The 26,756-nt window shown below is 68.3% G+C and carries 18 protein-coding genes; 10 read left to right on the forward strand and 8 right to left on the reverse strand.

Translation table 11 applies throughout. The features are described 5' to 3' along the window. Window positions 1-15: 15 nt before the first annotated feature. On the reverse strand, window positions 16-1,206 hold the full coding sequence (locus BW971_RS19170; RefSeq protein ID WP_234974504.1) for an alpha/beta hydrolase: 1,191 nt from the start codon (window positions 1,204-1,206) through the stop codon (window positions 16-18). A gap of 109 nt (window positions 1,207-1,315) precedes the next feature. On the opposite strand from BW971_RS19170, the gene BW971_RS19175 reads away from it, so the two are divergent. The 4 genes from BW971_RS19175 to BW971_RS19195 all read left to right on the forward strand — a co-directional run bounded on the left by BW971_RS19175 (window position 1,316) and on the right by BW971_RS19195 (window position 4,733). Then, window positions 1,316-1,855, forward strand: a complete 540-nt coding sequence (locus BW971_RS19175; protein ID WP_076482687.1) for a Dps family protein — start codon at window positions 1,316-1,318, stop codon at window positions 1,853-1,855. Between the two features lie 434 nt (window positions 1,856-2,289). Then, window positions 2,290-2,517 carry a hypothetical protein gene (locus BW971_RS19185; RefSeq protein WP_076482689.1) on the forward strand — a complete coding sequence of 76 codons (228 nt, stop codon included), beginning with the start codon at window positions 2,290-2,292 and terminating at the stop codon, window positions 2,515-2,517. Between the two features lie 89 nt (window positions 2,518-2,606). Then, window positions 2,607-3,770, forward strand: a complete 1,164-nt coding sequence (locus tag BW971_RS19190) for a DICT sensory domain-containing protein (protein ID WP_076482729.1) — start codon at window positions 2,607-2,609, stop codon at window positions 3,768-3,770. A 117-nt stretch (window positions 3,771-3,887) separates the two neighbouring features. Next, on the forward strand, window positions 3,888-4,733 hold the full coding sequence (locus tag BW971_RS19195) for a sensor domain-containing diguanylate cyclase (protein ID WP_143690476.1): 846 nt from the start codon (window positions 3,888-3,890) through the stop codon (window positions 4,731-4,733). Between the two features lie 29 nt (window positions 4,734-4,762). On the opposite strand, the gene BW971_RS19200 is transcribed toward BW971_RS19195, so the two are convergent. After that, a complete protein-coding gene (locus tag BW971_RS19200) occupies window positions 4,763-6,991 on the reverse strand; it encodes a putative bifunctional diguanylate cyclase/phosphodiesterase (protein ID WP_076482691.1) in 2,229 nt (742 codons plus the stop codon). A 164-nt stretch (window positions 6,992-7,155) separates the two neighbouring features. On the opposite strand from BW971_RS19200, the gene BW971_RS19205 reads away from it, so the two are divergent. Further along, window positions 7,156-8,175 (forward strand): Rv2578c family radical SAM protein, encoded by a 1,020-nt coding sequence (locus tag BW971_RS19205; RefSeq protein WP_076482692.1) that lies wholly within the window; start codon window positions 7,156-7,158, stop codon window positions 8,173-8,175. Window positions 8,176-8,334: 159 nt separating this feature from the next. On the opposite strand, the gene BW971_RS19210 is transcribed toward BW971_RS19205, so the two are convergent. From BW971_RS19210 to BW971_RS19220, 3 genes are all read right to left on the reverse strand, one after another. Continuing rightward, complete coding sequence (locus BW971_RS19210) at window positions 8,335-11,679, reverse strand: arabinosyltransferase domain-containing protein (protein WP_083710407.1); 3,345 nt, start codon at window positions 11,677-11,679, stop codon at window positions 8,335-8,337. Next, window positions 11,672-15,022, reverse strand: a complete 3,351-nt coding sequence (locus BW971_RS19215; RefSeq protein ID WP_083710409.1) for an arabinosyltransferase domain-containing protein — start codon at window positions 15,020-15,022, stop codon at window positions 11,672-11,674. The genes BW971_RS19210 and BW971_RS19215 overlap by 8 nt, the downstream gene beginning before the upstream one ends. An 82-nt stretch (window positions 15,023-15,104) precedes the next feature. Further along, the gene (locus BW971_RS19220) at window positions 15,105-18,395 is read right to left on the reverse strand and encodes an arabinosyltransferase domain-containing protein (RefSeq protein ID WP_143690483.1); all 3,291 of its coding nucleotides are present in this window, start codon (window positions 18,393-18,395) and stop codon (window positions 15,105-15,107) included. Window positions 18,396-18,605: 210 nt separating this feature from the next. On the opposite strand from BW971_RS19220, the gene aroQ reads away from it, so the two are divergent. The 5 genes from aroQ to msrA all read left to right on the forward strand — a co-directional run bounded on the left by aroQ (window position 18,606) and on the right by msrA (window position 23,091). Further along, on the forward strand, window positions 18,606-19,058 hold the full coding sequence (aroQ, locus tag BW971_RS19225; RefSeq protein WP_076482694.1) for a type II 3-dehydroquinate dehydratase: 453 nt from the start codon (window positions 18,606-18,608) through the stop codon (window positions 19,056-19,058). Window positions 19,059-19,428: 370 nt separating this feature from the next. Continuing rightward, window positions 19,429-20,331, forward strand: coding sequence for a phosphatase PAP2 family protein (locus tag BW971_RS19230; protein WP_076482695.1), 903 nt, complete (start codon window positions 19,429-19,431; stop codon window positions 20,329-20,331). Window positions 20,332-20,404: 73 nt separating this feature from the next. Beyond that, window positions 20,405-22,000 carry a hypothetical protein gene (locus BW971_RS19235; protein WP_076482696.1) on the forward strand — a complete coding sequence of 532 codons (1,596 nt, stop codon included), beginning with the start codon at window positions 20,405-20,407 and terminating at the stop codon, window positions 21,998-22,000. Window positions 22,001-22,111: 111 nt separating this feature from the next. After that, window positions 22,112-22,579: a peptide-methionine (R)-S-oxide reductase MsrB gene (msrB, locus tag BW971_RS19240; protein WP_076482697.1), complete on the forward strand. Its 468-nt coding sequence runs from the start codon at window positions 22,112-22,114 to the stop codon at window positions 22,577-22,579. Further along, complete coding sequence (msrA, locus tag BW971_RS19245) at window positions 22,576-23,091, forward strand: peptide-methionine (S)-S-oxide reductase MsrA (protein WP_076482698.1); 516 nt, start codon at window positions 22,576-22,578, stop codon at window positions 23,089-23,091. The genes msrB and msrA overlap by 4 nt, the downstream gene beginning before the upstream one ends. Window positions 23,092-23,209: 118 nt before the next feature. Here msrA and BW971_RS19250 read toward each other — a convergent pair whose 3' ends face one another. Genes BW971_RS19250 through BW971_RS19260 form a run of 3 tightly spaced genes read right to left on the reverse strand, consistent with a single transcriptional unit; the run spans window position 23,210 to window position 26,693 of the window. Beyond that, on the reverse strand, window positions 23,210-23,968 hold the full coding sequence (locus tag BW971_RS19250; RefSeq protein WP_076482699.1) for an MBL fold metallo-hydrolase: 759 nt from the start codon (window positions 23,966-23,968) through the stop codon (window positions 23,210-23,212). Continuing rightward, the gene (locus BW971_RS19255) at window positions 23,965-25,902 is read right to left on the reverse strand and encodes a galactan 5-O-arabinofuranosyltransferase (protein WP_076482700.1); all 1,938 of its coding nucleotides are present in this window, start codon (window positions 25,900-25,902) and stop codon (window positions 23,965-23,967) included. Before BW971_RS19255 ends, BW971_RS19250 begins: the two co-directional genes overlap by 4 nt. 29 nt (window positions 25,903-25,931) lie before the next feature. Then, on the reverse strand, window positions 25,932-26,693 hold the full coding sequence (locus tag BW971_RS19260; protein WP_076482701.1) for a decaprenylphospho-beta-D-erythro-pentofuranosid-2-ulose 2-reductase: 762 nt from the start codon (window positions 26,691-26,693) through the stop codon (window positions 25,932-25,934). Window positions 26,694-26,756 lie beyond the last annotated feature (63 nt).

The raw sequence follows: 26,756 nt of genomic DNA on the forward strand, positions 1-26,756 counted from the left end.
GTATCGCCACCGTCCTCACCGCCGACGCAGCACCTGCCACAGCACCGCCAGTGGTCGTTCGTCCACGCGGCGGACGAAGGGGGTGGGGCGCTCACCGCGGATGACCCGGACGAGGTTGGCGAAGGCCGTCGAATCCGGATGGTTCCAGTACTCGCCGTGGCCAGAAGGACCCTGCACCAACTCGTCTCGCGACCGATCGTCGTACCACCCCGTGTCCATCCGGAACACGCCGGGCATCGAATCGGGCTTGGCGCCGTGCGGGTTGGCGGGCAGCCAGCGGACGTACTGGATCAGGTCCCCGGGTGCGGTCATGGAAAAGCGCTCCACTGTCGGATTCGGGTTACGCCACCCGCCGTCGAGTACCCCGGCACCCGCGGACGACGCGTGCACCACCCGGTCGGCGCGCAGCCCGAGTTGCTCCGCGGTGCCGACCACGGACCCGCCGTACGAGTGACCGATGACGGTGGTCCGCGTACCCGGACAGTGTTCGGCGATCTCCTGGTCGAGCTGACGAGCGAATTCGACCAGCCGAGGCGCCATCTCGATCGCGTAGGTCGGATCCATGGCCGACTCGGCCATCGAACCCAGGACGCGACGGATGAAGCCGCCGACTCCTGAGACGGTCCCCGTGAACCATCCGATCGGACCGACCGCAGACGTCTCGGCGCGGGCGTACGACCGCAGTGCCCGGAGCAGCGTGGTGTGACCCATGTCCTGAGGCAGATCGCCGTCCATGAACAAGAACACCGGACCACCCGTACGTCGGGCCAGGTTCCACGCGGCCTCGTGGTTCCGCACACTCTCGTCGAGGCGGGTGCCGGTTCCGGGTACGTACACGGCCGCGGTGGTGGTGGTCGGCGTGAACTCGCCGGCCATCTCGATCACCCGGCCAGCCGCTGTGTTCGCAAAAGTGATGAAACGACGCTCGCGGCGGTGCTCGGGGGTGAGCAGCACACGCAGGCTGTGCGCGCGGACACCGTCCGATCGGCCCTGCCGCACCTCGTCGGCCACGGCGTCGCGCAGGTTGTGGGCGTTGGCTGCGATCCGAACGCGGAAGGGAACACCGTCGGTGTTGCCGATGAACGCGGGATGATCGTCGATCATCTGCTGTACCCGTGCCTCCGCCATCGCGGCGAACGCGCGACGCAGCGCGACGGGGGACAACTCCCGCAACTCGTCGACAGTCATATCGTCGTCGGAGCGCACGGCCACTCCCTTCGTAGTTCGTTACCGCGCCGTTATACGTCGTCGCGGTTCCGTTGCAATGGCTTCCGGCTCCTTCCGTGCCTCACCACGAGTAACTAGCGTCGATCACATGGCATTCACAGCACCAGGACTCACCGCAGAAGCCGCCAACGAGGTCACCGGGACCCTGCAGGAACGCCTCAGCGCTCTCAACGACCTGCACCTCACCCTCAAACACATCCACTGGAACGTCGTCGGACCCAACTTCATCGGCGTCCACGAGATGATCGACCCGCAGGTGGAACTGGTCCGCGGTTACGCCGACACCCTCGCGGAGCGCATCGCGACCCTCGGCGGCTCGCCGCGTGGCACCGCGAAGGCCATCGAAGCCGACCGTAGCTGGGACGACTACTCCGTGGACCGCGACACCGTCCTGGCCCACCTGGGTGCGCTCGACCTGGTCTACGACGGGATCATCACCTCGCACCGGGCAGCGATCGAGAAGGTCGGCAAGGTGGACCCGGTGACCGAGGACATTCTCATCGGCCAGACGGCGGAGCTGGAGAAATTCCAGTGGTTCGTCCGTGCACATCTGGAGAACCAGACCGGTGACCTGAGTAATCAGGGCGCCGCCTCCGAAGAGGACGCTGCGGCCAAGAGCCGCGGCTAGCGCCGTGACCGACAACGGCGTGACGCCGTGATGCCGCATCATCCGGCGTCGCGGTGTCACGCCGAGGCGCACGTCGTACGTCTCGGGTGCCGTGCACGTCACAGTCGCCGAGGTTTCAACCCCGTTCATCGCCGAGCTCAGCAGAGAAGAGTGCGATATGTCCGCTTCCAGGATCGCGGTCTCCAAGCTCGGATCGAACGAAACGCCAGGTCGGTCGTCCGAATCACGGTTCTTGACCGTTTGCGTCGCGGTCGCGGCCCTATTGACGTTCTCGGTGATCGTCACATTGCCAATAGTGAATTCATTGTGGTTTGTTGGATTCGCGGTTGTCACGGTGGTTACGATGTCTGTTGGGTCGGTCCTCGCGCTGGCTCGCACCTGACGACCCGGCTCTGTAACCCATCGGAGCAACCATTGCGACGACAGGGGAACCCGTGGCCGAATACCGAGTGCTCAACCCGACCGGCGACGTCGTCGACCAGAAGGACTTCGACAACGCGGACGACGCGTACGCGTGGTTCCGCGACACCAAGGCCGCGAACGACGACCTCGGCTGGCGAATCGAGGTCAACCAGGACGGTTCCTGGGCGTTCTTCGACGACAGCGAGGGTGGATCGGTGTCTGGAGGCGGCGGCGCCGTACCCGGCGGGCCCACGTCCTGATCGCCGGCCGCATTCCAGTGGACGCGACAACGCGCGCCGGTGTCCGCACCCCGGCAACAGACACCGTGTTCAACGGCGTGGAGGTGCGCATGCAGTTCGCGCCCGTATGCCGTCTCAGTGACGGGGCTCTGGCCGCCGCCGAACTCCAGTTGCGGGGTCCCGACGGTAGCGCCATGGCAACCGCGCGAGCGCTGCAGCGCGCAGCGCGAATGATGCAGGAGCAGGCGGCGATCGACGACCACAAACGTCGGTTCGCCACGTCGGACGGTGCGCGGGCGGTCGCCGAGCTGCTGCCGCTACTCGTCCGTTACGACCTCGACTCGGTCTCGGAGCTCAGTTCGGACGAAGCACGGGTGCTGGAGCGGCAGGTCACCTCGGTGTTGCCGGAGACGGTGGCCCGCAGTCCGCAGCGCGCGTTGGCCAAGGTGGCCAAGGCGCGTGCGGCGGGCAACGTCATCTGCGTGGACGGCTTGGGCGACACCGAGCAGACCGCGACCCTGCTGTCGCTCATCGAGCCGGATCTGATCGTCACCGACTCAGACATGTTGCAGCGCAACTCGGATCCCGACATCGCCCGGTTGGCGCATGTGCTGGCCGCACACGTGGAACGCACCCACGCGGTGGTGATCGCCGAGGGGGTGGACAGCGAATCTTTACGCTTGACCGCACAGACGATGGGTGCGAGCTTCGGGATCGGCGCTCTGTATCCGCCGGTCGACGACCCAGCCGACCTGGAGGGCGTCGACGTGGTGCCACTGCCGGACGCGCCGGTCTGGTCGACACCCGACCCGGATCTGAACACCCCGTACGCCATCGCCAGTCGGATCAACGAACCCCGTCGTGGCACCAAGCGTCTGCTCATCGAGATGAGCAAGGCGCTGGAGGAGCAGGCCATCCACGGCGGAGCTGCGGTGGTACTGGGCACTTTTCAGCATGCGCAGTTCTTCACCCCGCTCACCGCCGAGCGATGGACCGAGGTGTCCGAGCACACGGGCCTCACCGGGGTGTACGGCGTGGGCCTGTCCCCGATCCAGGAGGGCAGGGTGCATCATGCGCCGCTGTCTCCCGACGACGACCTGGTCAACGAGTGGAATGTGGTGGTCATCGGACCGCACTTCGCCGCGCTGCTGTCGGCGCGCGACCAGCACAGCGGTCTCGACGACATGGACCGCACCTTCGACTTCGTGCAGAGCTACGACCGGGTGACGGTGACCCAGGCCGTGCATTCCATCTTGGACAGGTTCACCGGCTGACCGTTGGTCCCCGGTTGACCGTCGGTCGTTGATCCGACAACCCCGCCCACGACTTTTCGATGTCGTCGGGCGGGGTTACCGTATGTGCACATACGCAAGACGTTTTCCGGGGGGAAGATGAGTGTGGGGGTTGTAGGTCTGTCGGGTGAGTTCGGCCTGGACACGATCCGGACGTTGATGAGTTCGCTGGGCGTCGCCGTGATCCTGCACGGTGAACGGCATGTGGTGGACGATGCGAACGACGAGTTCGCGGCACTGCTCGGTTACGAATCCCGCAGGGACGTCATCGGATTGCCGCTACGTCGGGTGGTGGGTGCCGTCCAGGGGGAGGCCGATACCCGGCCGTACGGTGACCTGCCGCCTGCCATGTCGACGCGCACGTTGCTGCGGGCCGACGGATCCACGGTGACCGCACGGGTGCGGCGAGCGGTGATCGCTGCCGCAGGCGGGCCGCAGGAGATCACCGTGGTGGACCAGGTGATCGACAACTACGAGCGGGTCATCGACAAGCTGCGCTGGCAGGTGCACCACGATCAGCTCACCGGCCTGCTGAACCGGGGCGGTTTCGCCGAGACCCGGTTGACCAACCGATGGCTGTTCCCCGGGCACGTCCATGTTCTCGACCTGGACCGGTTCAAGCAGATCAACGACCGGTTCGGGCACGTCATCGGTGACGAGGTGCTGGTGGCGGTGTCGTCGCAACTGTCCCAGATCGCGGAGCAGACCGGGTCCGTGGCCGCTCGCTGGGCCGGCGACGAGTTCCTCCTGTTGTCGTCGGTGTCCCAGCACCAGCAGCTGGAGAAGCTGCTGCACGACCTCGCCGTCGACCTCGAGGCGGGGGTGGTCACGTCCATCGCGGTGAGCGTGTCACACGGATGGGCGCTCGCGTCGTCCGTCGATGACTTCCCCCTGGCATTGTCGACCGCCGATGCGCGGATGTATTGCGCGAAAAGGCACGTCTGACTACTCGGCGATCCGGCGGGCCCGCCGGATCAGAGAGCCGGGGCCTGGAACGTGGGCAGCAGATCCACACCCGGCTTGGGTCGGCCGTAGAGGTAACCCTGGAGTCGTCCACAGCCGAGACGTTCGAGGATCGCGGCTTGCCGAATGGTCTGCACGCCCTCGGCGACGGTGCCGAGCCCCAGGGCTTCGGACAACGCGATGATCGCCGCCACCATCGATTCGACCGGTTGCGATGTGCCCAGATCGGCCACGAACGACTTGTCGATCTTGACCGTGGTGATGGGCAGGGTCCGCAGACGGGTCAGCGACGAGAGGCCGGTGCCGAAGTCGTCCATCGCGATGTTCACCCCCAGATCTGCAAGGCGCTGCAGCTGTTCGGCGGCCTCGGAGAGCGTGTCCAGAACGGCCGTCTCGGTGAGTTCGATGGTCAATGCCTGTGGCGGGAAGCGGTGCGTCGAGAGCAACAGTTCCACCTGGTGGACCAGCGTGTCACCCCGTAACTGTCGAGCCGAGATGTTCACGGCGACACCGACGTTCGGTTCGGAGGCGCGCCAGCACGCAGCGTCGGAGAGTGAGCGCTGCAGTACGAACTCGCCGATCTCGGCGATGATGTCGCTGCGCTCGGCGAGCGGTATGAAGATGTCAGGTGGGACGGTCTGCCCCTGATATGTCCAGCGCAGCAACGCTTCCCGGTCGACCACCTCGCGAGTGTGGGCGTTGACGATGGGTTGGTAGTAGACGTCGAACTCGCCGCGGTCCACCGCACCGCGCAGACCGAGGGTGAGTACTGCCTCGTCGAGTACCCGCGCGCGCAGCGACGTGTCGAACAGCGAATGCAACCCCGAGCCGCGGGATTTGGCGCGCCTCATCGCGGTGTCCGCATCGTGGACCGCCTCGTCGATCCACGTCGGTGTGCCGTCGGCCTCGGCCAGGGTGATGCCGGCGCTGGCGGTGACCTGCAAGGTGAGTCCGTGGGTCCTGAACGGGACCTCGATCGCCGCGAGGATCCGCTGGGCCAGGGCCTCGGGGCGGACCCGGATGCCGTGCGTGAGCACCACGAACTCGTCACCGTTGTAGTGGACCGCGAGGTCGTCGGGACGCAGCACGTCGGTGATCCGGTGGGCCGTCTCGGCGATCACCAGATCGCCGATCTGATGACCGTAGGAGTCGTTGATGTCGTTGAAGTTGTCGAGGTCGATGAACAGCACCGTCACCGGACCGCTCTCGAAACCGGGCGGTGACTGCTGCAGGACCAGGCGGTTGGGCAGGCCGGTCGCCACGTCGTGGGTGGCCGCGTAGCGCGCTTCCTGCGCCTGCACACGTAGGTGACGGATGGCGCGCTCACCGCGGACGAACAGGCCCATCAGGATCAGGCCCACCAGCATGCTGCGAACCACGAGGTCGGTGGGGCTGTGCGGATGGGTGAGGGTGGGCACCAGCGCGCACACCAGCAGCATGACCGCGATCAGGACCAGGCCGGTTGCCCCGGGGGCGGGAGCAGGGGCCGGCGCGTGGCAGGTGGTGATCCCCGGGCTCGCGACGGCCACGGCGGCGAGACCGAAGGCCAACAGGTACGCCGCGGCCATGAACGCCGTGGGCGGTGATGCCTCGAAGCTGTGCGCGATCGATCCGACCACGTCGCCGACGGTCACCATGCCCAGTGCGGCGACGCTGAGCCGTGGGGTGTTGTTGCGCCAGTTGATCGAGCCGGAGAGCTGCGCGAGGAGGGTCAGCATGATGATGTCCGCGGCGGGGCACAGCCCGCTGAGGGCGGCGTCGAGTCCCGACACGCCGGGTCGTGCGGTGGGCACGATCAGCAGGACCCACTCGGCGAGGAAGGCGCCCACGACGATGACGAACAGGTCGATGAACGCCGGGTTGGGTCTCAGCCGTCGGCCCAGCGCCACCCGAACGCCACCGGCCACCATCGCGATGTTGCCGAGGGTGGTCAACGCCAGAGCCACGGTGAATCCGTGGCCGGGGGTGCGGAACGGCTCACCACGGAACGCGAATCCGGCGGCGAACAGTGCGACCGCGGCCGCGATCGCCCACCAGCCGAAGGCGTAGGCCGGCCGGTACCGTGCGATCCAGTAGGCCATGGTGACCGCGGACAGCAGTCCGACGGCAGCAACCAGCCCCGCACGTGCCGCGTTGCCTGCGACGACGTCCGTGATGATCGCCCCCACGATCACCACTGCCCATGCGATGAGGGTCAGACGGTGCTGAGCTCCCTGAACACGCACGTCGACCGTTGCCATGATGTGTGTTCCCCCAGATCGATCCGACCGAATCGGACACGAATGGCTTCACCATAGCGGAGTGGTACGCGGGTACGCCGCCTGACCTGGGTCGCGACTTGGTAAACGGGGCGAGCGGAACATCACGGGTTGACATCCGTTCGCACGCATGTTCGACTCGTGGCATGCGCTGGGCGGGGCAGGACATCGACGTCGACGACGGCGCCCTGCCGGGGCTCGGGCGCGCCGGACTGGTGCGCACGGTGCAGACCCCGGAGTTCGAGGGCATCACGTTCCACGAGGTGCTGTGCAAGTCGGCGCTGAATCAGGTGCCGGAGGCGTCGCGGCTCCCGTTCGAGTTCACCGTGAACACCTTTCGTGGCTGCAGCCACGCCTGCCGGTACTGCTTCGCGCGGCCCACTCATGAGTACCTCGACCTCGACGCGGGTAGCGACTTCGACACTCAGGTGGTGGTGAAGCTGAACGTCGCCGCGGTGTTGCGCAAGGAGCTACGCAGGCGGTCGTGGCAGCGAGATCCGGTCGCGTTGGGCACCAACACCGACCCGTATCAGCGGGCCGAGGGTCGCTATCGGCTCATGCCGGGGGTGATCAACGCGCTGACCGAATCCCGCACCCCCTTCTCGATCCTGACGAAGGGCACGCTGCTGCGTCGGGATCTGCCGCTGCTCCGGCAGGCGCGGACCCAGGTCCCGGTGAGCATAGGTATCTCGCTGGCCATCATCGACGACGACTTGCAGAAGCAGATCGAGCCGGGGACACCGTCGCCGCGGGCGCGGTTGGACCTGATCCGGGCGGTGGCCGACGCCGGTTTCGACTGCAACGTGATGGTCGCGCCGGTGATCCCGTACCTGACCGACTCGGTGGCGCATCTCGACGAGCTGCTGTCGCAGATCGCCGACGCGGGTGCGACGGGCGTGTCCGTGATCCCGATGCACCTGCGCAGCAGCACCAAACCGTGGTTCCTCGGATGGCTCGGCGAACATCATCCGGCGCTGATAAAGCGCTACCGGTTGCTCTACGGACGTGGCGCGTACGTGAGCCCCGACTACTCGGCGTGGCTCACCGACCGGCTGAACCCGCTCATCGCGCGGCACGGGCTCGGTGGTCGGGCGCGGCACCGTGACGTGGTGCCGAGCTCGTCGGTGTCGACGCGCGTCGAGGCGCCCGAGCCGACCCTGTTCTGACTGGTCGCGCGACGGCTTTCGGCCCGCTCGGTGTCGGTGTGGGCACGCTCGACGTCGTTGACGGCACGCTCGGTGCGGATGTGGGCACGCTCGACGTCGTTGACGGCACGCTCGACGGGGGAGACGTCGAGTGGGCTGTTGTTGCGGTCGAGTGGGCCGTCAGTAGCCGACGGAACGCATCGGGGCGGGATCCCAGAGGCCGGAGCGGGTGGCGTTGCCGAGTTGCAGCTGGGCCGTCGGTGCGGGCTGTAGCTGCGTGAAGCGTTGCAGCGCACCCCAGTCGCGGCCCCAGTCGTTGCGCAGGTAGGTCGGCAGCAACGTGGGCGACAGCATGGCCTCGGTCAGGCCGAGCGGGCCACCCGCATCACCCGACATCCAGGTCTGGCTGTTGCGACGGGTCGCATCCGCATCGGGCAGGATCCGCCACTGCGGGACCTGCACCACCCCGTACTTCACGCCCATCGGCCGTTGGCAGGGGAACACGAAGGCGGGCAGCCAGTCGATGAGCACCGGGTCGGTACGACCCACCACGTCCTCGAGGGTCCGCATCGTGCTGATCCGCGGTGGGGTGACGGCCAGCCACTGGTTGGTCGACGTGCCGGTGTCGGACGCGACGATCCGCACCACCGACGACCCGCGGGGGGAGCGGTCCAGCGGGAACCGCAGATTCCGCCAGGTGGGCTGCGGGCCGATGTCCAGCGGCGACATGGTGCCGGTGGGTGTCACGGCACCGTCGGCGCCGACGCGGCCGAACTGCATCACCAGCTTCTGACCCGACTGCGCGACGCCCTGACCGTTGACCGCCTGCACCGCACCGGCGACGGACACGCTGAGCAGCGGCCGCGAGGCGTCGGCGGTGGGCATCTGGTACCAGTCCGACGTGAGCGAGCCCGCCGACGAGCTGCCGTAGCTGCCCAGCACCGGCGTGCGCGCCGGGGACAGGCCGAACGGCAACCGGGCGGTGGATCCGTTGACGCCGCGAGCGCCCTGACCGCCATTGATACCGCCCTGCGAGGACTCCGACTCGGTGTCCGACGACCCCGCGCTGTTCTGCGCGGTGTTCTGGGCCTGGCTGGTGGAGTCCTGATCGACGGTGGAGTCGAGCGAGAGGTCGTTGGGGATGCCGTTGGGGGTGAACCCGGTCATCGACGCCCCGGCCAGCGCGTCACCCGGAGTCGGGCTGTTCTGCCCGGCGACCCGGGCCGGTTGCAGCAGCCCGGCGTTCGGATCCCGCTCGACGAGCACGTCGTTGGCCAGTCCGCAGACGTTGCCCTGCAGGGCGCGGACATTGGACGTGGTCCAGGAGAAGCTGTGGCGCTGTACGTAGGCGCCCTTGGCCAGCGACAGCACCTCGAAGGCGACCACCAGTGCGGCGACGACGGCCAGCGGCGACACATGCACCCGACTGAGCAGGCCGGTCTGTCCGTCGCGGACGTCCTGGTCGACGTAGTCGTCACGGAAGTGCTGCCACAGACCGACCAGGGCCACGATCACGCCGATCACCATGATCGCGTTGCCGAAGCCGATGCCCCCCAGTGACGGCGGCCGGTCCCACCACGGCACCCCGTAGCTGCCGACGAACCACCACACGTTCTGGCCGGTGAACGCCAACCCGGTGATGAACAGCACCGCGGCGGCGAAGAAGGTCCGATTGCGACGACGACGCAGCATGGCCGGCGCCATCATCGCGCCCGCCGCCGCGGCCAGTCCCGCGCCGACACACGCGTACACACCGAGGTGATGGGTCCACTTGGTCGGCGTGAACGCCATGAAGAACATCGTCCCGAACATGACCGCGATGAGACGCCAGATGGGTCCCTTCGCGACACCACGCGGCATCCGCCTGCGCAACATGGTCAGCAGCACCACCGCCAGGCACAGGAAGACGATGAGCACGCCGAACCGGCGGGCCAACGAGCCGTCGGCGGTGGGCAGCATCAGATAGTAGAAACGGATCGGCTCCTGCCACCACTCGAGGGTGGGTCCCACCTGGCTGGCGACCTTGTAGGCGGTGAGGATCGTCGACAGCGTCTGGTCCCCGAACACCAGGAACAGCACGGCCGTACCGGAGGCCAGCAGCGGGGCCAACAGCGGCAGCAGGCCGTCGCGTTCGCGGCGGGCCATCAACCGGGTGAGGAGCGGCCGGATACCGGCCAGCAGAGCGGCCACCGCGATCAGCCCGCCGGGAGCCAACGCGAGGGTGAACGCGGCCGAGATGGTCGCCACCGCGAGCGGCAGGAACCGTCCGGTGGCGACGGCGCGTTCCACGCAGCACCAGGTCAGGATGGCGCCCACCGCGATGAACGGTTCCGGACGCAACCCGTTGTTCAGCGGCAACCAGACCGCCAGCATCACGAACGCCGCCGACCACAGGGCCGGGGTACTGGCGCGCACGCTGTTGCCCAGGCGTGGGATCACCTCACGGCTGATCAGCCACCAACCCAGCACGCCCAACAGGAACGCGGGGAGCCGCATCCACGGCGCGGCCAGGCTCACGTGCGTCATCAGCGAGAACAGCTGCGAATGCCAGCCGAACGGATCCTGCGGGACGCCGAAGTAGCGGTAGTAGTTGTCGGCGTAACCGGCGTCGGACGTGATCCGGGCGACGGTGAAGATGTAACCGTCGTCGGAGGTGTTGGCGCCGATCAGCCACCACGCCGCGAGGATGACGAACACGATCGCGTCGAGTGGGCGGATCCGCCACCATCCGACCGGTAGGAAGCGCTGGTGCCGACGGCCGTCACGGCTGTCGAGTACGGCCAGCGCGACCAGGGAAATCAGCGTGGACACGATACCGATGACCAGCGCCCAGAACTTCAGCGTGGTGGGCGTGGTGACGTAGCGGGTGTCGATGGTCGCGTGCACCGACATCGCATCCGGGGAGGTGGTCGCCGGGAGGTCGGTGTAGACGCCGGTGATCTGCGGACGCAGGTTGGGGTCCTTGACGTCGAACGACGTCTGGTCGGATCCGTCGGAGCCCGCGCCGACACCTTGGACCGAGGCCCGCATTCCGGTGCCGTCGGCGTGCACGACGATGGTGCACCCGGGTGTCGATTGCGCTTCCGCGCGCGGGATGGTCAGCAGCACCACGTCACGCACGGTCAGCTGCAACCGGTCGGTGGTCGTCTTGACGAACAGTCCGCGAGAGCTGGCGTCCTGGCCGTTCTTGGGCACGGTGGACAGCAGCACCCCACCGTCCCTGCCGGTCTGCGCGGCAGGCGCACAGGCGGTCCGCACGTCGAGGTCGATGGGGACGAATGCGGCCAGCGGCGCGTTGACGCTGCCGATCCTGCCCTGCTGGGGCCACTGCAGATCGGCGGTGGACTGGTTCACCGGCAGCAGCGGACTCAGGCAGGCCAGCAGCAGACCGAGTAAACCGGTGACGACGGCAACGATCTTGGCCCACCGGAACCGGACGTCCGATGGTGGCCGACGGAAGACGCTGGACGACGTCGCGGGCGGTGGGGTCGCCGGCGGCGGGGTGGTGGTCACGCTGTCAGTCATCTGCGCGCACCGCCCTGATCGCACCGTTGCGGGTCCAGCCCCACGTTGTCTCCGATCCTGTCCTGATGGTGGCGGCGGGTGCATCACCCGTCAGCGGGGTCAGTCGCTGCAGCGAACCCCAATCCCGGAACCAATCGTTGCGCAGATAGGTCGAGACGGTGTCGGCGCTGGTGGTGGAGCCGGAGATGCCCAGCAGGCCACCGGCGTCGGCGTCCATCCACGACTTGGACTGCGACACCGCGGTCACCCGGTCGGGGAGGATCCGCCACTGCGGGACCTGCGACACGCCGTTGCGCACCGACACCGCGTGTTGGCAGGGGAACTGTGCCGCGACCGCGAAGTCGATCAGGGTGGGGGTGGAGTCACCGACCACCTGCTGCAGGGTCCGCAGGTGTGGCGCCCGCGGCGGGGTCACCGCCAGCCACTGCTTGGGGTTGAGATTGGTGTCCTTGGCGACGATGCGCATCGCGGTGGCATCGGCGGGCACGTCGGCCATCGGTACCCGCATGTCGCGCCACGGCCGGTTGGGGGCGTCGGGACCGGGGTCGATGGGGGTGACCGGTTGGCCGATGGGGCTGAAGGCGCCGCCCGAACCGGCGCGCCCGAACTCCACCTGCAGGCTCTGACCGAACTGCGGTACGCCGTGGTCGTCGACGGCGAAGATGGACCCCGCGGCGCTGATCACCAGCAGAGGCGAGCTGCTGCGGTCGGGCAGCTGGTACCACCCGCTGGTCAGGTCGGCCTCGCCTCCGCTGTAGCCGTAGCTGCCCAGCACCGGGGTGGTCTCCGGGTCGAGCCCGAACGGCAGTTTGACGGTGGATCCGTTGACGGTGGTCGGGCCGAAACCACCCAAGGTGCCCGCGCTGCCGCCGCCGACGACGAACGAGTTGCCGCTGGACCCGGCGACGTCCTGGACTCCGGGGCGCAGCGAGTCGTACTCGGGGCTCAGATCGGACTTCACGCCGTTGGGGGTGAACCCGACCGACTTGTCACCGGCCAGTGCCTCCGTGGCGGACCCACCGTTGGTGGGTCGCAGCATGCCCGTGTTCGGGTCCTCCTCGACGAGCACGTCGTCGGCCATCGCGCAGCTATTGCCGCGCAACGCGTCCAGGTTCGCCGACAGCTGGGTGAACTCGTCGTGGCGGCTGACCGCGGCCTTGGCGAAGACCAGGACCATGCAGACCACCATCAATCCGGCGATCAGCGCGATGGGGGTCGATGCGGCGGTCAATCGCACCCGGTCGGCGCGGGTCCCGGATCGTTCGACTCCGCCGTGCGCCTCGTCGTGGGCGAGTCCGGGGTTGGCGACGAAGTCGGTGCGCAGGTGCTGCCAGGTGGCCAGCGCCGCGGTCAGCACCGCCAACGCCAGGAAGATCGTCGACACCTGGATGCCGGCCAGCACCGGGGCGCGGTCGAACCAGGAGATGCCGAAGTTGAGCCCCCAGGGCCAGGCGTTGTAACCGGCCATCGCGGCGGCCAGCGCGAACAGCAGGCCGGAGACGAAGACGGTCAGGTTGCGGGTGGACCGGGACGCGGACTCGGCGACGGCGACCGTCGCGGCGGCGGCGATGGCGGCGGCCACACCGGCGAACACGCCGAACTGGATGGTCCACTTGGTGGGGGTGAACACCCACAGCACCAGGGTCACCAGCACCGCGCCCAGCGCACGCCAGATCGGTCCCGGCACGAGCTGACCGATGCGGCGACGACGCAGCAGCACGGCCAACACCACCAGCAGCGCGCCGAACAGCAGCAGCACCGGCACCCGGCGGGTCAGCGACCCGTCGGGGGACGTGACCGCGATGAAGTAGTAGCGCAGGTACTCCTGGTTCCACAGCATCACCGGTCCGGTGACCAGGCGCACCCGCACGGCCTCGGCCACCGCCGCGGCGGTCTGGTCGCGGAACGCCACCACCAGGACCAGCAGCCCCGCGGCCAGGACAGGCGCCAACAGTGACAGCAGACCCGTCTCGCGCCGTCGGGTGATCAACAGCTTGAGCATGGGGCGGGCGCCGACGATGAGGACCGCTACCGCCACCAGCCCGTGCGGGGCGGCGGCGAGGGTGAAGCCTGCGGCGGTGGTGGCCAGAGCGGCGGGCAGCAACCGCCGGGTGGAGATGGCCTGTTCCACACCCCACCAGGTGAGCAGCGACCCCAGGATGATCACCGATTCGCTGCGCAGTCCGCTGGCGAACGGCAACCAGAACGCGGTGAAGACCGCGGCGGCGGCCCACAGGGCCCACGCGCTGCGGCGCACGGCGGCGCCGAGCCGGGGCAGCAGCACACGGCTGAGGATGAACCAGGAGATCAGCCCGGCCAGCAGGGACGGGATGCGCATCCAGACGCCCGCGGTGGAGATCTCCGACCACTGCGACAGGAAGCTGTAGTACCAGTCGAACGGCGCCTCGGGGATGCCGAAGTAGCGGTAGTAGTCCATCAGGTACCCGGACTGATGGCCGACGCGTCCCATGGTGAGGATGTAGCCGTCGTCGCCGGTGCCCGCGCCGAGGAAGTGCCAGACGATCAGCGTCGCGGTGACCGCGAGGTCGGTGGGACGGGGGAGGAGCAACCGTCGCCACCAGGTGCCGGACCGTGCCCCGACCCGACGGTGGTAGCCGCCCGCGCGGTCGAGGAGTCCGAGCGCGACCAGCGCGACGAGGGTGGCCAACACGGCCAACACGATGGCGGTGATCTTGATCGCCGACGGTCCGGTGGAGAATCGGCTGTCGATCTCGACGTGCACCCGCAGACCATCTGCGGCACGGACGTCGGCGGTGCTCAACGCGCTGTAGATGCCCGACACCTGCGGCCGCGAGATCGGGCCGAGGTGTCCTACGGGACCGAGCCCGACGAACTGGGCCGACGGACCGGTGTTGTCCGACCGCAGGATCAGCGAGCGACACCTGGACGAGGCGATGTCGGCGCGGGATGCGGTGGCGGCCACCCCGTTGCGAAAGCTGACGGTGACCGTCGACGCGGACGCGGAGACGATCAGCGCTCGGTCGGCGGCGTTCTCCGCACTCGACGGCATGGTCGAGAGGAGCACTCCGCCGTCGGCGGGCAGGCGTGCGATCAGCGCGCAGGGGATGGTGGCGTCCAGTGCAGCGGGGGTCTGCTCGATGAGCGGGGCGACCACCGACGAGGTGTCGCCCGCGAGGTCGCGCTGCGGCCAGTCGAAGGACGCGGTCGTCTGGTTCACCGGCAGGAGCGGGGTGAGGACCGCGAGCACGGCTCCGAGCAATCCGGCGACGACAGCGACGATGCGGAGGGTCCTCACCGGGAGGACTCGGGCTGACGTCGGCACGGGCTCTGATGTTAGGCGATACTCCTGTGACTTCCGCATCCGCCGAGCCGTGGACCGCGCCCCGACCATGTTGACCTGGCAGGTGTGCGGTCGACCGGCATCCCGCGATCGGGGTCGTCGATCAGTACCGGATGGGTGCGGGACTCCACAGTCCCGACCGGGTGGCGTCGCCGAGTTGCAGTTGGGCGCGGGTGCTGACGTCGCCGAACGGCTCGTAGCGTTCCAGGGATCCCCAGTCGCGACCGATGTCGCCCTGCAGGTAGCTCGGGATCGCGGTCGGGTCGAGGGCCACCTCGATCCAACCGAGTGGCCCGCCGCCGAAGCTGTCCTGCCATGCCGAGACCGCCGCCGACAGGTCGGCACCGGGCATGATCCGCCACCGCGGGACCTCGGCGACGCCGTAGCGGTGGTCGAACGGGCGCTGACAGGGGAACGCCAGCCCCGACGTCCAGTCGATCTGCACCGGGTCGGAATCGCCGACCACCTGCTGCAGCGACTCCAGCCGCGGGGCCCGCGGCGGGGTGACGACCATGAAGCGGTCCTTGGCCAGGTTGTCGTCCTTGGCGACGATCCGCAGCGCGGTCGCGTCCTGCGGTACCGAACTGCGGTAGATGCGCAGGTTGCGCCACGACGGCTGTGGACCCGGGTCGATCATGTCGACGTTGCCCGCCGGAGTCAGCTGGGCGTCCTTGGTGACCCCTGCGCTGACCGTGTCGGTGCTGTACTGCAGGCGCAGATCCGAGTTCTGGAACCGTCCGGCCACCGACATGGTGATCAGCGGTTGGTCAGACTGCTTGGGCGGCAACCGGAACCAGGACGAGGTGAGGTACGCGGGCACCTGATTGTCGTCGGAGTAACTGCCCAGCACCGGGGTGGTCGCCGGGTTCAGGGTGAACGGCAGCTTGGCGCGGCTGCCGTTGACACCCGGCTGGGAGGTCTCGCCACCGCCGGTGCCGCCGGTGTTGGAGTTCAGCACGTCCGCCGACGCGGCGACGTTGGAGGAGAGCACCCCCAACGAGTCGGCGCTGGCGCTGGAGTCGAGGCTCTCCGGGACGCCGTTGGGGGAGAAACCGACCGTCGGTTGGGGGACCAGCGAATTCGACGACTCGTCGTCACCGGAGGAGGACAGCGGTTCCTGCGCCTGTTGCACCGCGGGACCGCGCAGCGGGTCCGCCGCGGCGGTCGGGTCCACCGGGGCGAGCATGCCCGCGCTCGGGTCGCGTTCCACCAGGACCTTGTCGGCCATCCCGCAGGTCTGACCACTCAGGTTGGCCAGGTTGGACGACTGCAGGGAGAACGACCCGCTCTGATTGGTCCCGGCGATCACGGCGGTCGCGATCTCCAACGTCACCACCGCGGCGGCGGCGACCGCGAGCGGAGACGCGACCAACGGCCGCAATCGGCCGAGCCGGCCGGCCGAGCGGCCCGTGCGGGAACGGCCGGCGAGGGTGCCGTCGAACGGTTCCCGGAAGTGGAACCACCCGGCCAGGAGCAGGGCGACCGCCGCCGCGTACAGCAGCAGACTGCCGAGCGCGACGCCGATCCGCACCGGCATCGTCCCCCACGGCATCCCCCAGTTGGAGTAGTAGAAACCGGCGTTGGGGGCGGTGAAGGTGAGTCCGGTGATGAAGAGGACCAGCGCGATGAACAGCAGTCGGTTGCGGCGCGAGTGCAACGCGTCGGAGGTGACGGCGACCGCGGCGATGGCGGCCAACGCCGCGGCGAGACCGGCGAACACCCCGAAGTGGTGGGTCCACTTGGTGGGGGTGAACATCAGGAAGATCAGCGACGCGAAGGTGATCCCGACGATCCGGCGGGTGGGTCCGAGTGCGGTCCCGGGGATGCGGCTCTTGCGGATCAGCATCGCACCGGACACCACCAGCCCGACCAGCATGGCCAGTACGGCGAACCGGCGGCCCACCGAACCGTTGGCGGAGAACTCGAAGAGCGCCGAGTAGCGGTTGATCTCGTTGTACCAGTGCAGCGACGGCCCCAGCGCGGTCTTCATCTTCGACGACAGCACGAACGACGAGAGGGTCAGGTCGGAGAACACCACGAAGATGACGAAGGTCCCGGCGGCGAGGATCGGCGCGAGCAACGCCGCATACGAACCGCGGATACCCCCGGGCAGCGCGCGGGCGCGCTTGATGAGCGCCATCACCATCGGCCGGGCGCCGGCGATCAGGGCCGCCACGGCCATCAACCCGGTGGGTCCCGCGGCCAACGAGAACGCACCCACCGTGCAGGCCACCGCGGCGGGCAGCAGACGTCCGGTGGCGATGGCGCGTTCCACCGAACACCAGGTCAGCAGGGCGCCGAGGCAGATGATCGGTTCCGGGCGCAGCCCGTTGTTGAACGGGAACCACGACGCCAGGAACACGAACGCCGCGGTCCAGGCGACGGTCTTGCTGGTGGTCGCGGCCCGACCCAGCCGCGGCAGCACCTCGTGGCTGATGATCAACCACACCAGCACCCCGCAGAGCAGGGCGGGCAGCCGCATCCACGTGCTGGCGGTGGTGACGTGGCTGAGCCAGCCGAAGACCGCGTAATACCAGCCGAACGGTGCCTCCGGGGCGCCGTACCAGCGGTAGTAGTTCGCGGTGTACCCGGCGTGTTCGGCCAACCTGGACATGGTCAGCAGGTAACCGTCGTCGGAGGTGTTCACCCCGATGAAGTGCCACACCACCAACGCCGCGACCACCACGCCGTCGCGGATGTTGAACCTCCACCAGCGGGCGGGCAGGAATCGGCGGTGCCGTCGGCCGTCGGTGGAATCGAGAACGGCCAGCGCGATCAGCGACAGGACGGTGCAGACGATCCCGATGGTCATCGCCGCGGTCTTCAGCGCCGTCCGCGAGGTGCTGTAGCGGTCGTCGACGGTGGCGTGAGCACGTAGTCCGGCGATGTCGGTCGCGGGACCGGACAGATCGGTGAAGATGCCGGTCATCTCGGGACGTTGGTCGCCGTCGGAGGTGGAGGCCCGCAGCGGGGAACCGTCGGGTCCGGTCATCCCGACGAATTCGGCGGTCACCTCGGACGATGTCGCGGTCACGTCGATGCTGCGGCATCCCGACGACTGGAGGGCCGCCACCGTGGTGCTGACCACCGGCACGTTGCGGACGACCACCTCCACGGTCTGCGCGGTGGTCGGGCCGGTCGGATTGCCGGAGCGGCGGATGAACAGCCCGCGCTCGACGGCCTTCTCGGCCTGCTTGGGGGTGGTGGACACGAGGACCGAACCGTCGGCGCCGAGCCTGCCCACCGCCGAACAGGGCACCGAGACCTCGAGGTCGACGGGGACGTAACTGACCAGCGGTGACAGTACGGACGAGACCCGGTCCTGCTGTGGCCAGTCGATGGCCGCGGTGATCTGGTGCACGGGCAGCAGTGGTGTCGCCAGCGCGAGGAGCATCCCCAACAGGCCGGTGACGATGGCCCCGACCTTGGCGACGCGGATCCGGTCGAAGCGGTCGCCCGCCGCGTCGTCGGAACCGACACCGGGTGCGGTCAGGGCGACGCTGCGTTCGGGCACAAGGTCAGATGTTAACGCCGGGGGTGCGGGCTTCCGTGCGGCCGGTTGTCGCGACGCCCGTGTCGTTGACCGGGCCCATACTCTGGTGCCATGTCAGCGCCCGCACCGATCCTGCTGCTCAACGGCCCCAACCTGAACACGCTCGGGGTCCGGCAACCCGATGTCTACGGGTCGGCCACTCTCGACGACGTGGTGGAGGCGAGTGCCGCGGTGGCCGCGGAGGTCGGGCTCGAGCTCGTCGCCTTCCAGACCAATCACGAAGGGGACATGCTCGACCGCATCCATGCCGCCCGCGGCGCGGTCAGCGGGATCGTCATCAACCCGGGAGCGTGGACGCACACCTCCGTGGCCCTGCGCGACGCGTTGGTGGTGCCGGAGGTGCCGATCGTGGAGGTGCACATCAGCAACGTGCACGCCCGCGAGGAGTTCCGGCACCACTCCTACGTGTCACCGATCGCCGCGGCGGTCATCGCCGGATGCGGCATCGCCGGTTACGGGTACGCGGTGCGGACCCTCTCCGACCTCGTGGGGGGGATCGGCTGAGCCGACCTGTTGGGCGCGGCCGGCTGAGCGGATGTGCACGGACCCGCGTGTCGCACCTCGTCGAGATCATCCTCAAGGGGGATATTCATTCGGTACTCACGTACGGTTAACCCGGCATTTTCGCAGTTCACGCGTCCAGCGGGTCGTTCGCGGGACTAAGTGACCATCCGAACTGGTTAGGATCCTGGGAATACGGGCCGTACCCTGGCCCGGAACGATGACGGAGAGGCGGGTCGTGCGACGCCGCGCCGGCGGGTGAACCCCCCCGGCAGGCGACGGGGAACAACGATCGGCACCGGCGCCCGACGACGCGACCAGGTGTCCTGGCATCGGGGTGCGACGAAGGGATCTGGTATGCGGGAGTGTGCGTATGGCGACCGCTGAGCTTCCCGACCGCGATCTTCCCGCGGCGGCGGAATCGCGAGCCCGCGAAGGTCTGACCACCCGGGAACCCGACGTGCTCTCCGAACTCGAGACCGAGTTCAAGCACACGCGTGCCCGCGTCTTCGCGATGGTGTTGCGCTACCTCGCCCAGCCCCGGTGGTGGGTCGAGCTCGCGATCATCGGTGGCCTCTACGCCGGTTATTCCGCGATCCGCAACAGCGTCGGCGAGGTCACCAACTCGGCGTTCGCCAACGGAGTGGACATCCTGCGCCTCGAGGACGACTGGCACATGGCCCTCGAACGGCCGCTGAACGACCTCCTCGTACACACCCGATGGCTGGCCGACGTCTCGTCCCTGCACTACGCGTCGTTCCACTTCATCGTCACCCCGGCCGTGCTGATCTGGCTCTACGTGTGCCACCGCACCCAGTACCGCCGCGCCAGCTCGATCCTCATCGTCACCACGCTGCTCGCGCTCATCGGTTTCTACCTGGTCCCCACGGCGCCGCCCCGGATGCTGGGACACCAGGGGTTCGTCGACATCATGTCGCTGACCTCCTCGTGGGGTTGGTGGCCCGCCTCCGGCGCGCCCGGATCCGACGCCATCTCCAACCAGTTCGCGGCGATGCCGTCGTTGCACTGCGCCTGGGCCACCTGGTGCGGGGTCACCGTCTATCTGTTGGCCCGGCGCAACTGGGTGCGCATCCTGGCCGCCTGCTACCCGTTCTCCACGTTCTTCGTGGTCATGGGCACCGGCAACCATTACCTGCTCGATGTGATCGCCGGGCTCGTCACCCTGGCCGCGGGAACCGCGATCATCTACGCACTCTGGTACGCCTGGCGACGATCGGTGTTGGTGGCCGAAGAACGCGTGCGACTCGGACAGTGATCGCGGCTCGGCCGCGCGTTCGCCCGCTCTCGAGGCGGATCTGCGGATCGTGTCGCGTCATGATGGATCTGCGATGAACGCCACCGACATCCTGAACCGGCCGTCCCGGTTCGACCAGCTGCGCCGCCTGCCGCTGCTGCAGTTGCTGGTCGCCGCGATAGCCACCGGGTTGCTGTGGGCGTTCAGTCCCACGCTGGGCGATCTGCAGGCGGCCATCGCGCGCGAAGAGGCGGCCAGGTCCGGGGTCGGCATCGGATACTGGTTCGGGTGGTACGGCGGGGTGTCGCCGGGTAGCTATTCGCTGATCGTTCCCGCGCTGTCCGCGGCGGTCGGATCGTTGGCATTGTTGTGCCTGGCCACGTTCGCCATCGCCGCGCTGGCGCATCCGGTGTCCCGACGGGCCGCACATCCGACCGCGTTGTCCTGGGCCATCGTGGTCGCGGCGATCCTGAACATGATGTCGGGGCGGGTGACCTTCGCGGTCGGTGCCGCGTTCGCGCTGGCCGCGCTGCTGCTGATGCAACGCCGATACGCGTTCGGATGTGCCGCGGTGCTGCTCATCTCGGGTCTGGCCAGCCCGCTCGCCCCGGCCTTCGTGGGGTTGGCCGTGGTGCCGTTCCTCATCCACCGGGGCACCCGAGGGCGCGCGGTGTGGACGGTGACCGTCGGCGCCGTGTTGGGGGTGGCGGTGCCCTTCGTGCTGTTCGGGGCGCCGGGAGCCCAGGGGTTCCCGTGGACCACGTTGTTCTGGTGCCTGCTGATCGCGGCGGGAGCGGTGGTCGCCCTCACCGAGACCCCCAGCCGGTGGATCCCGTGGTTGGCCGCGGTGGCGGTGCTGGTGATCTTCTCGTTCCCCAACGGGGTGGGTTCCAACATCAGCCGCTTCTTCTGTCTGGTGCTGCCGTGTGTGTGCCTGTACTTCTCCCGCCGCTCACCACGGGTGCTGGCGTTGGCTCTGGTTCCCGCGCTCGTCTATGCAATGTTCGTGGCCGTCACCGATCAGGTGGCCGTCGCCGACGCCGGGGACACCGCGCAGGACTACGGCCCACTGAAGAGCCGGTTGTTGGCCACCGACGACCTCGACAACCACCGCGTCGAGATGGTCGACGGCGGCACTCACGCCGGCTCGCATCTGCTCGGCAGCACGGTGAAACTGGCCCGCGGTTGGGAGAACCAATCGGATTCCCGGTACAACCCGATCTTCTACGTGCCCGGGGCGCTCACCCCGGACACCTACCGGGACTGGTTGCGGGAGAACGCGGTGGGCTATGTCGCGGTGTCGTCGGATCCGTTGCGGCAGTTGAAGAAGGAGGCGGCGTTGGTCAACACCGGGCTGCCGTATCTGACCAAGACGTGGTCCAATCGGGACTGGACGCTGTACCGCCTCGCCGACGCGCGTCCGATCGTGCCGCCTCCGGTCCGTCTGGTCACCGATTCACCGTCCCGGCTGGTGGTCGACATCCCGGCCGGTGGTCCGTATCCGATGCAGATCCGGCCCAACCGCTACCTGGTGGCCCGTAACGTGGCCGACCCGTCGATCTCGGCGTGTGTCGCCGAGACCCCGCAGGGCTGGATCACCATTCGCGCCCTGACCCCTGGTCAGTACACGTTGGAGGGGACCATCTCGGTGCGGGGGGTGCTGGCCGAGCAACCGCCGGTCTGCGGGTAGTCGGGTCACGCCCGGGGAACACCACACCATCGGGGATCGTTGAGTCACCGTGAGTGCTGACCACACTCCTGCCATCGCAGCCAGCGATGAGGACCCCCGAGGAGGGATACCGTGTCGCACGACTACAAGAAGGACCCCGCGGCGATCGAGAAGCTGAACCCCTCGCAGTACGCCGTGACGCAGGAGTCGGCCACGGAACCGCCGTTCCGCAACGAGTTCTGGGATTCCCACGACGCCGGCCTCTATGTCGACATCGTCTCGGGCGAACCCCTGTTCACCTCGTTGCAGAAGTTCGACAGCGGTTGCGGATGGCCGAGCTTCACCAAGCCGATCGAGTCCGACAACGTGCAGGAGAAGGTGGACAAGAGTCTGTTCATGCAGCGGACCGAGGTGCGGTCGACGCATGGGGACAGCCACCTCGGCCACGTCTTCGACGACGGGCCCGCCGATCAGGGCGGGCTGCGCTACTGCATCAACTCGGCGGCCCTGCGGTTCATCCCGGTGGCCGAGCTGCAGGCAGAAGGGTATGGCGACTACGTGACGTTGTTCGACGATCAGAACGAGGAGGCCAACCGATGAGCACCGAGAAGGCGATTCTGGCCGGCGGTTGTTTCTGGGGCGTGGAGGAACTGGTCCGCAAGCTGCCCGGCGTGACGAACACCCGCGTCGGGTACACCGGCGGCGACGTCCCGAACGCGACCTACCGCAACCACGGCACCCATGCCGAGGGTTTGGAGATCGAGTTCGACCCGGACAAGACCAGCTACCGCGACCTGCTGGAGTTCTTCTTCCAGATCCACGACCCGACGACCAAGAACCGTCAGGGCAACGACGTGGGCACCAGCTACCGTTCGGCGATCTTCTACACGAACGACGAGCAGAAGCGGGTCGCCGAGGACACCATCGCCGACGTGGACGCCTCGGGTCTGTGGCCCGGCAAGGTGGTCACCGAGGTGACGCCCGCGGGCCCGTTCTGGGGGGCCGAACCGGAGCACCAGGACTACCTGCAGAAGTTCCCCGGCGGCTACACCTGCCACTGGGTACGTCCGGACTGGAAGCTGCCCAAGCGGAGCGAAGCGAGCGCTTCCTAGGGGTGCAGCGGAGCGAAGCGAGCGCTTCCTAGGGCGTCTGCGGCTTGCGCCGGATTCGCACCAGTTATGGCGGTGCGCAGCTGTTGTAGTGGGTGCGGATGGCCGAAACTGGTGCGAATCAGCGCCGGTCCAGCGCTGCTCGCGCCGCGTCGCGAACCGGTCCGTGGTGGATCGGTCCGTGACCCGGGAAGATGACATCAGCGTCGAGACCTGTGAAGGTCTCGACGCTGAGTCGTGTCCGGGCCGGGTCGTGGTCGAAGGTGCGGGAGATCAGCTGCGGCCCCACGGTCGACACCGTCGGGTGGGCGGTGATGAGCGAGTCGCCGGTGACCAGCACGCGACCCCCGGCGACCAGGTAGGCGACGTGACCGTCGGTGTGGCCGGGGCTGCGAACCGCGACCGGGGCGCCCGGCAGCCGCGCCAGCTCGTCGTCGGTGAACGCCCGGACATCGTCGATCCCCCTGCGGGACAGCACCCCCAACCGCAGCACCCGACTCAACCAGCCGAGCGCCGACGGCCGACGGGCGATCATCGCGGCGATGTCCGGCGGGGTGGCCTGTTGCAGGTGCTCACGTCGGGCGTGAGCGACCTCGTCGGCGCCGGTGAGCACCTCGAATCCGTGCTCCCCGGCCAGTACCGCCATCCCACCGATGTGGTCCACATGGGCGTGGGTGAGCAGTCCGGCGCGGATGTCCGACATCTGCCCGCCGATCGCACGCACCGAGTCGGTCACGTCGCGCGCGTTACCCGGGTACCCCGCGTCGATGAGGGTGATCCCCGCATCGTCCTGCAGCAGGATCCAGTTGGTGGCGTACGTGCTCACCAGGTGGGCTGCACCGCCCGGGTGAGCGACGGTATCGATGTGTGTGGTGGTCATCGACGCACCACCAGGACGAACGGCCCCACCTCGGTGACGGTGAACCGGGGATCGGCGAACAGTTTCTTGTCGTAGGTGACGGTGTACCGCTTGACGTTCGGGTCGTTGGGGTACACGTCGGACGCCAGCCGCAGGGTGTACCCGTCGTCGCCGTAGCGGAACAGGAACACCGTGGGCGGTGCCCACGGGGAGTGGTCGAGCGCGTCGAGAAGGTCAGCCGCCGAGCCCAGCTTGGACCATGCCTCGATGGTCGCGGCTCGTTTGTCGAACTCGGCCAACGGGTTCGCGTAATGCGAGGTGAGTCCCTGGAGTCCCCGATAGGGGTAGATCGACAGGAATCCGTAGTCTGCGGTGAGCACCACCGTCTGGTCACGGGGAGCCCGGGTCTGATCCCGGATCAGCGCGTCGATGGCCGGGAACTGGGCCTCGGCCCCGGGCGGTCTCTTGTCGGCACGGACTCCGGTGCCGTCGGTGTCGGTGTAGGCCAGGGTGATCTCCGACGACAGGTGACTCGGGATCGACTGGCCCACGAAGATGGCCGCGGCGACCGCGAGTACCCCGATGACGGTACGGACGTCACCGAAACGTCGAACCGCGACCCCGGCGAGCTCCGAGACACCCAGCACCCCCGCCGAGGCCAGCAGCGCGATGAGCACCGGTTCCAAGCGGAACGACAGCAACGTGGTCCCGATCGCCGTCACCGCCATCGACAGCAGGCAGAACAAGTAGACGGTGACCACCGAGATCATCAGGGCCAGAGCGATGGTACGACGCGAGCAACGCAGGATGAGCCAGACGGTACCGACGAGGCACAGCGCTCCGACGAAGGAGAACTCGAACATCGGCAGCGGCAGCGTCGAACCGCTCACCGGTAGATAGTGTTCGGCGGTACCGCCGCTGGCCGGCTGGTTGGTGAGTCGTCTGACGAGGTACGGCGTCCACACCACCAGTGCGATCAGAACGGCGATGACCGCGACGATGCCGAGACGCAAGGCCAGTCGGACGAGCTCGCGGACGCGGGTGGCCCGGGTGGTCGCGGTGGGAACCGCGGGATTCGCCGCCGCCCGCCAGGCCGTCACCGCGAGCCAGAGGGTTATCATCACCGCGGTCAGCGCGAACACCCCGGTGAACAAAGTGTAGAAGCTGGCGCTGATGCCGAGGAACACCCCGCCGACCACCAGTGGTGGCACGCTGCCGCTCCGCAGGCCGTGCAGCAACATGATCAGTACCGGTGGCCCGACCAGCACCAGCACTGCCGAATACGGTTCGGTCGCAGCGAACATGAGTGTGGTGACCGTGGTGGCCAGGGTGAGTGCGACGGCGCGGTCGGTGCGGACCATCCTGGTCCACAGCACCATCGCCACCACCGAGGCGACGGCCAGGGTGATGATCGACCACGGCTTGAACGCCTCCCAGCCCGCCTGTCCGGTGAGTGCGGCATACCGTCCGCCCAGCCAGAACCAGCCTGCTGGGTAATAGGGCGGCAGACCGAGATAGGTCATGTCCGCCAGGTGCGGGCTGTCGGTGAGTCGGGTCAGGTACTCGGTGCGGAACTGCTGATCCACCGAGATGCCGAACAGATACAGCTTGGATGCGCCCAGCGGCATGGCCAGGGTCACCGTGGTGAACCCCGCGATACCCAGCCAGGTGAGCGGCTCCACCCAGCGACCGAACCGTCGGGCGCGATACGAGAGGATCGCGACCATCAGCACCGCCACCGCGACCACCTGACCGGTGGTGGTCAGGGCGCCGGTCACGTTGGACGACGGGAAGGCGGGCCACTGCACCCGGGCGATGGCGGCCAGCGCCACCACGGCGACCACCCCGGCCACCACGGCGGCGGCGACCAGCTTGCCCGCCGTGACGAGCTGAGAACGCCTGCGCGCCTGTGTGGTCGGGGGACCGGGTTGCGTGTTCACCGGGGTCTGGCTCACCGCGTGTCCGTCGACTGCACCGATGGCGCTCAGATGGGCAGGCGACGGAAGATCGGGCGCGGGATGTGCCGCAGCACCGTCATGATGAACCGGAAGGGTGGGGGCGCCCACACCAGACTCTTGCCCTTCTCCGCCGACAACACGGCCAGTTGTGCCACGTCCTCCTTGTTCACCGTCAGCGGCGCCTCCTTGACGTGTGCCGACAGTCGGGTGCGGACCTGCCCGGGGCGGATCACCAGCACGTGGACGCCGTCATCGGCGAGGGCCTCGCCGAGTCCGAGATAGAAGCCGTCGAGTCCGGCCTTGGAGGAGCCGTAGACGAAATTGGAGCGGCGGACGCGCTCGCCGGCAACCGAACTCATCGCGATGATCTGTCCGTGGCCCTGGGCCCGGAGTCTCTCGCCGAGCAACACACCCACCGACACCGCGGCGGTGTAGTTGATCTGCACCTCGGTGACGGCCTTGCGCTGGTCCTGCCAGACCTCTTCGTCGTCGAACTGCACCCCGAAGGCGACGATGGCGACATCGATGTCCCGCTCGGCGAAGGCCTCGGCGATCACCGCGGGATGGGTGTCCGTGGCGGTGGCGTCGAAGTCGACACGCCGCACCGACAGTGCTCCCGCGTCGGTCATCTGCTGGACCGCCGCGTCACCGGTGGGGTCACCGGGGAGGATGGCCAGCACCACGTGCATGGGCCCCTTGCGCAGGTACTCCTCGCAGATGGCCAGGCCGATCTCGGAGGAGCCGCCGAGCAGCAGCAGGGATTGCGGGACGCCGACGGCGTTGAGCATGAGAGTCCTTCTGTCGCGGTCAGTGGTGTGCGGTGCCGATGCCGGTCTCCGACGAGCGCTGGG

The sequence above is a fragment of the Williamsia sterculiae genome (genome assembly GCF_900156495.1).
GTDB lineage: Bacteria > Actinomycetota > Actinomycetes > Mycobacteriales > Mycobacteriaceae > Williamsia_B > Williamsia_B sterculiae.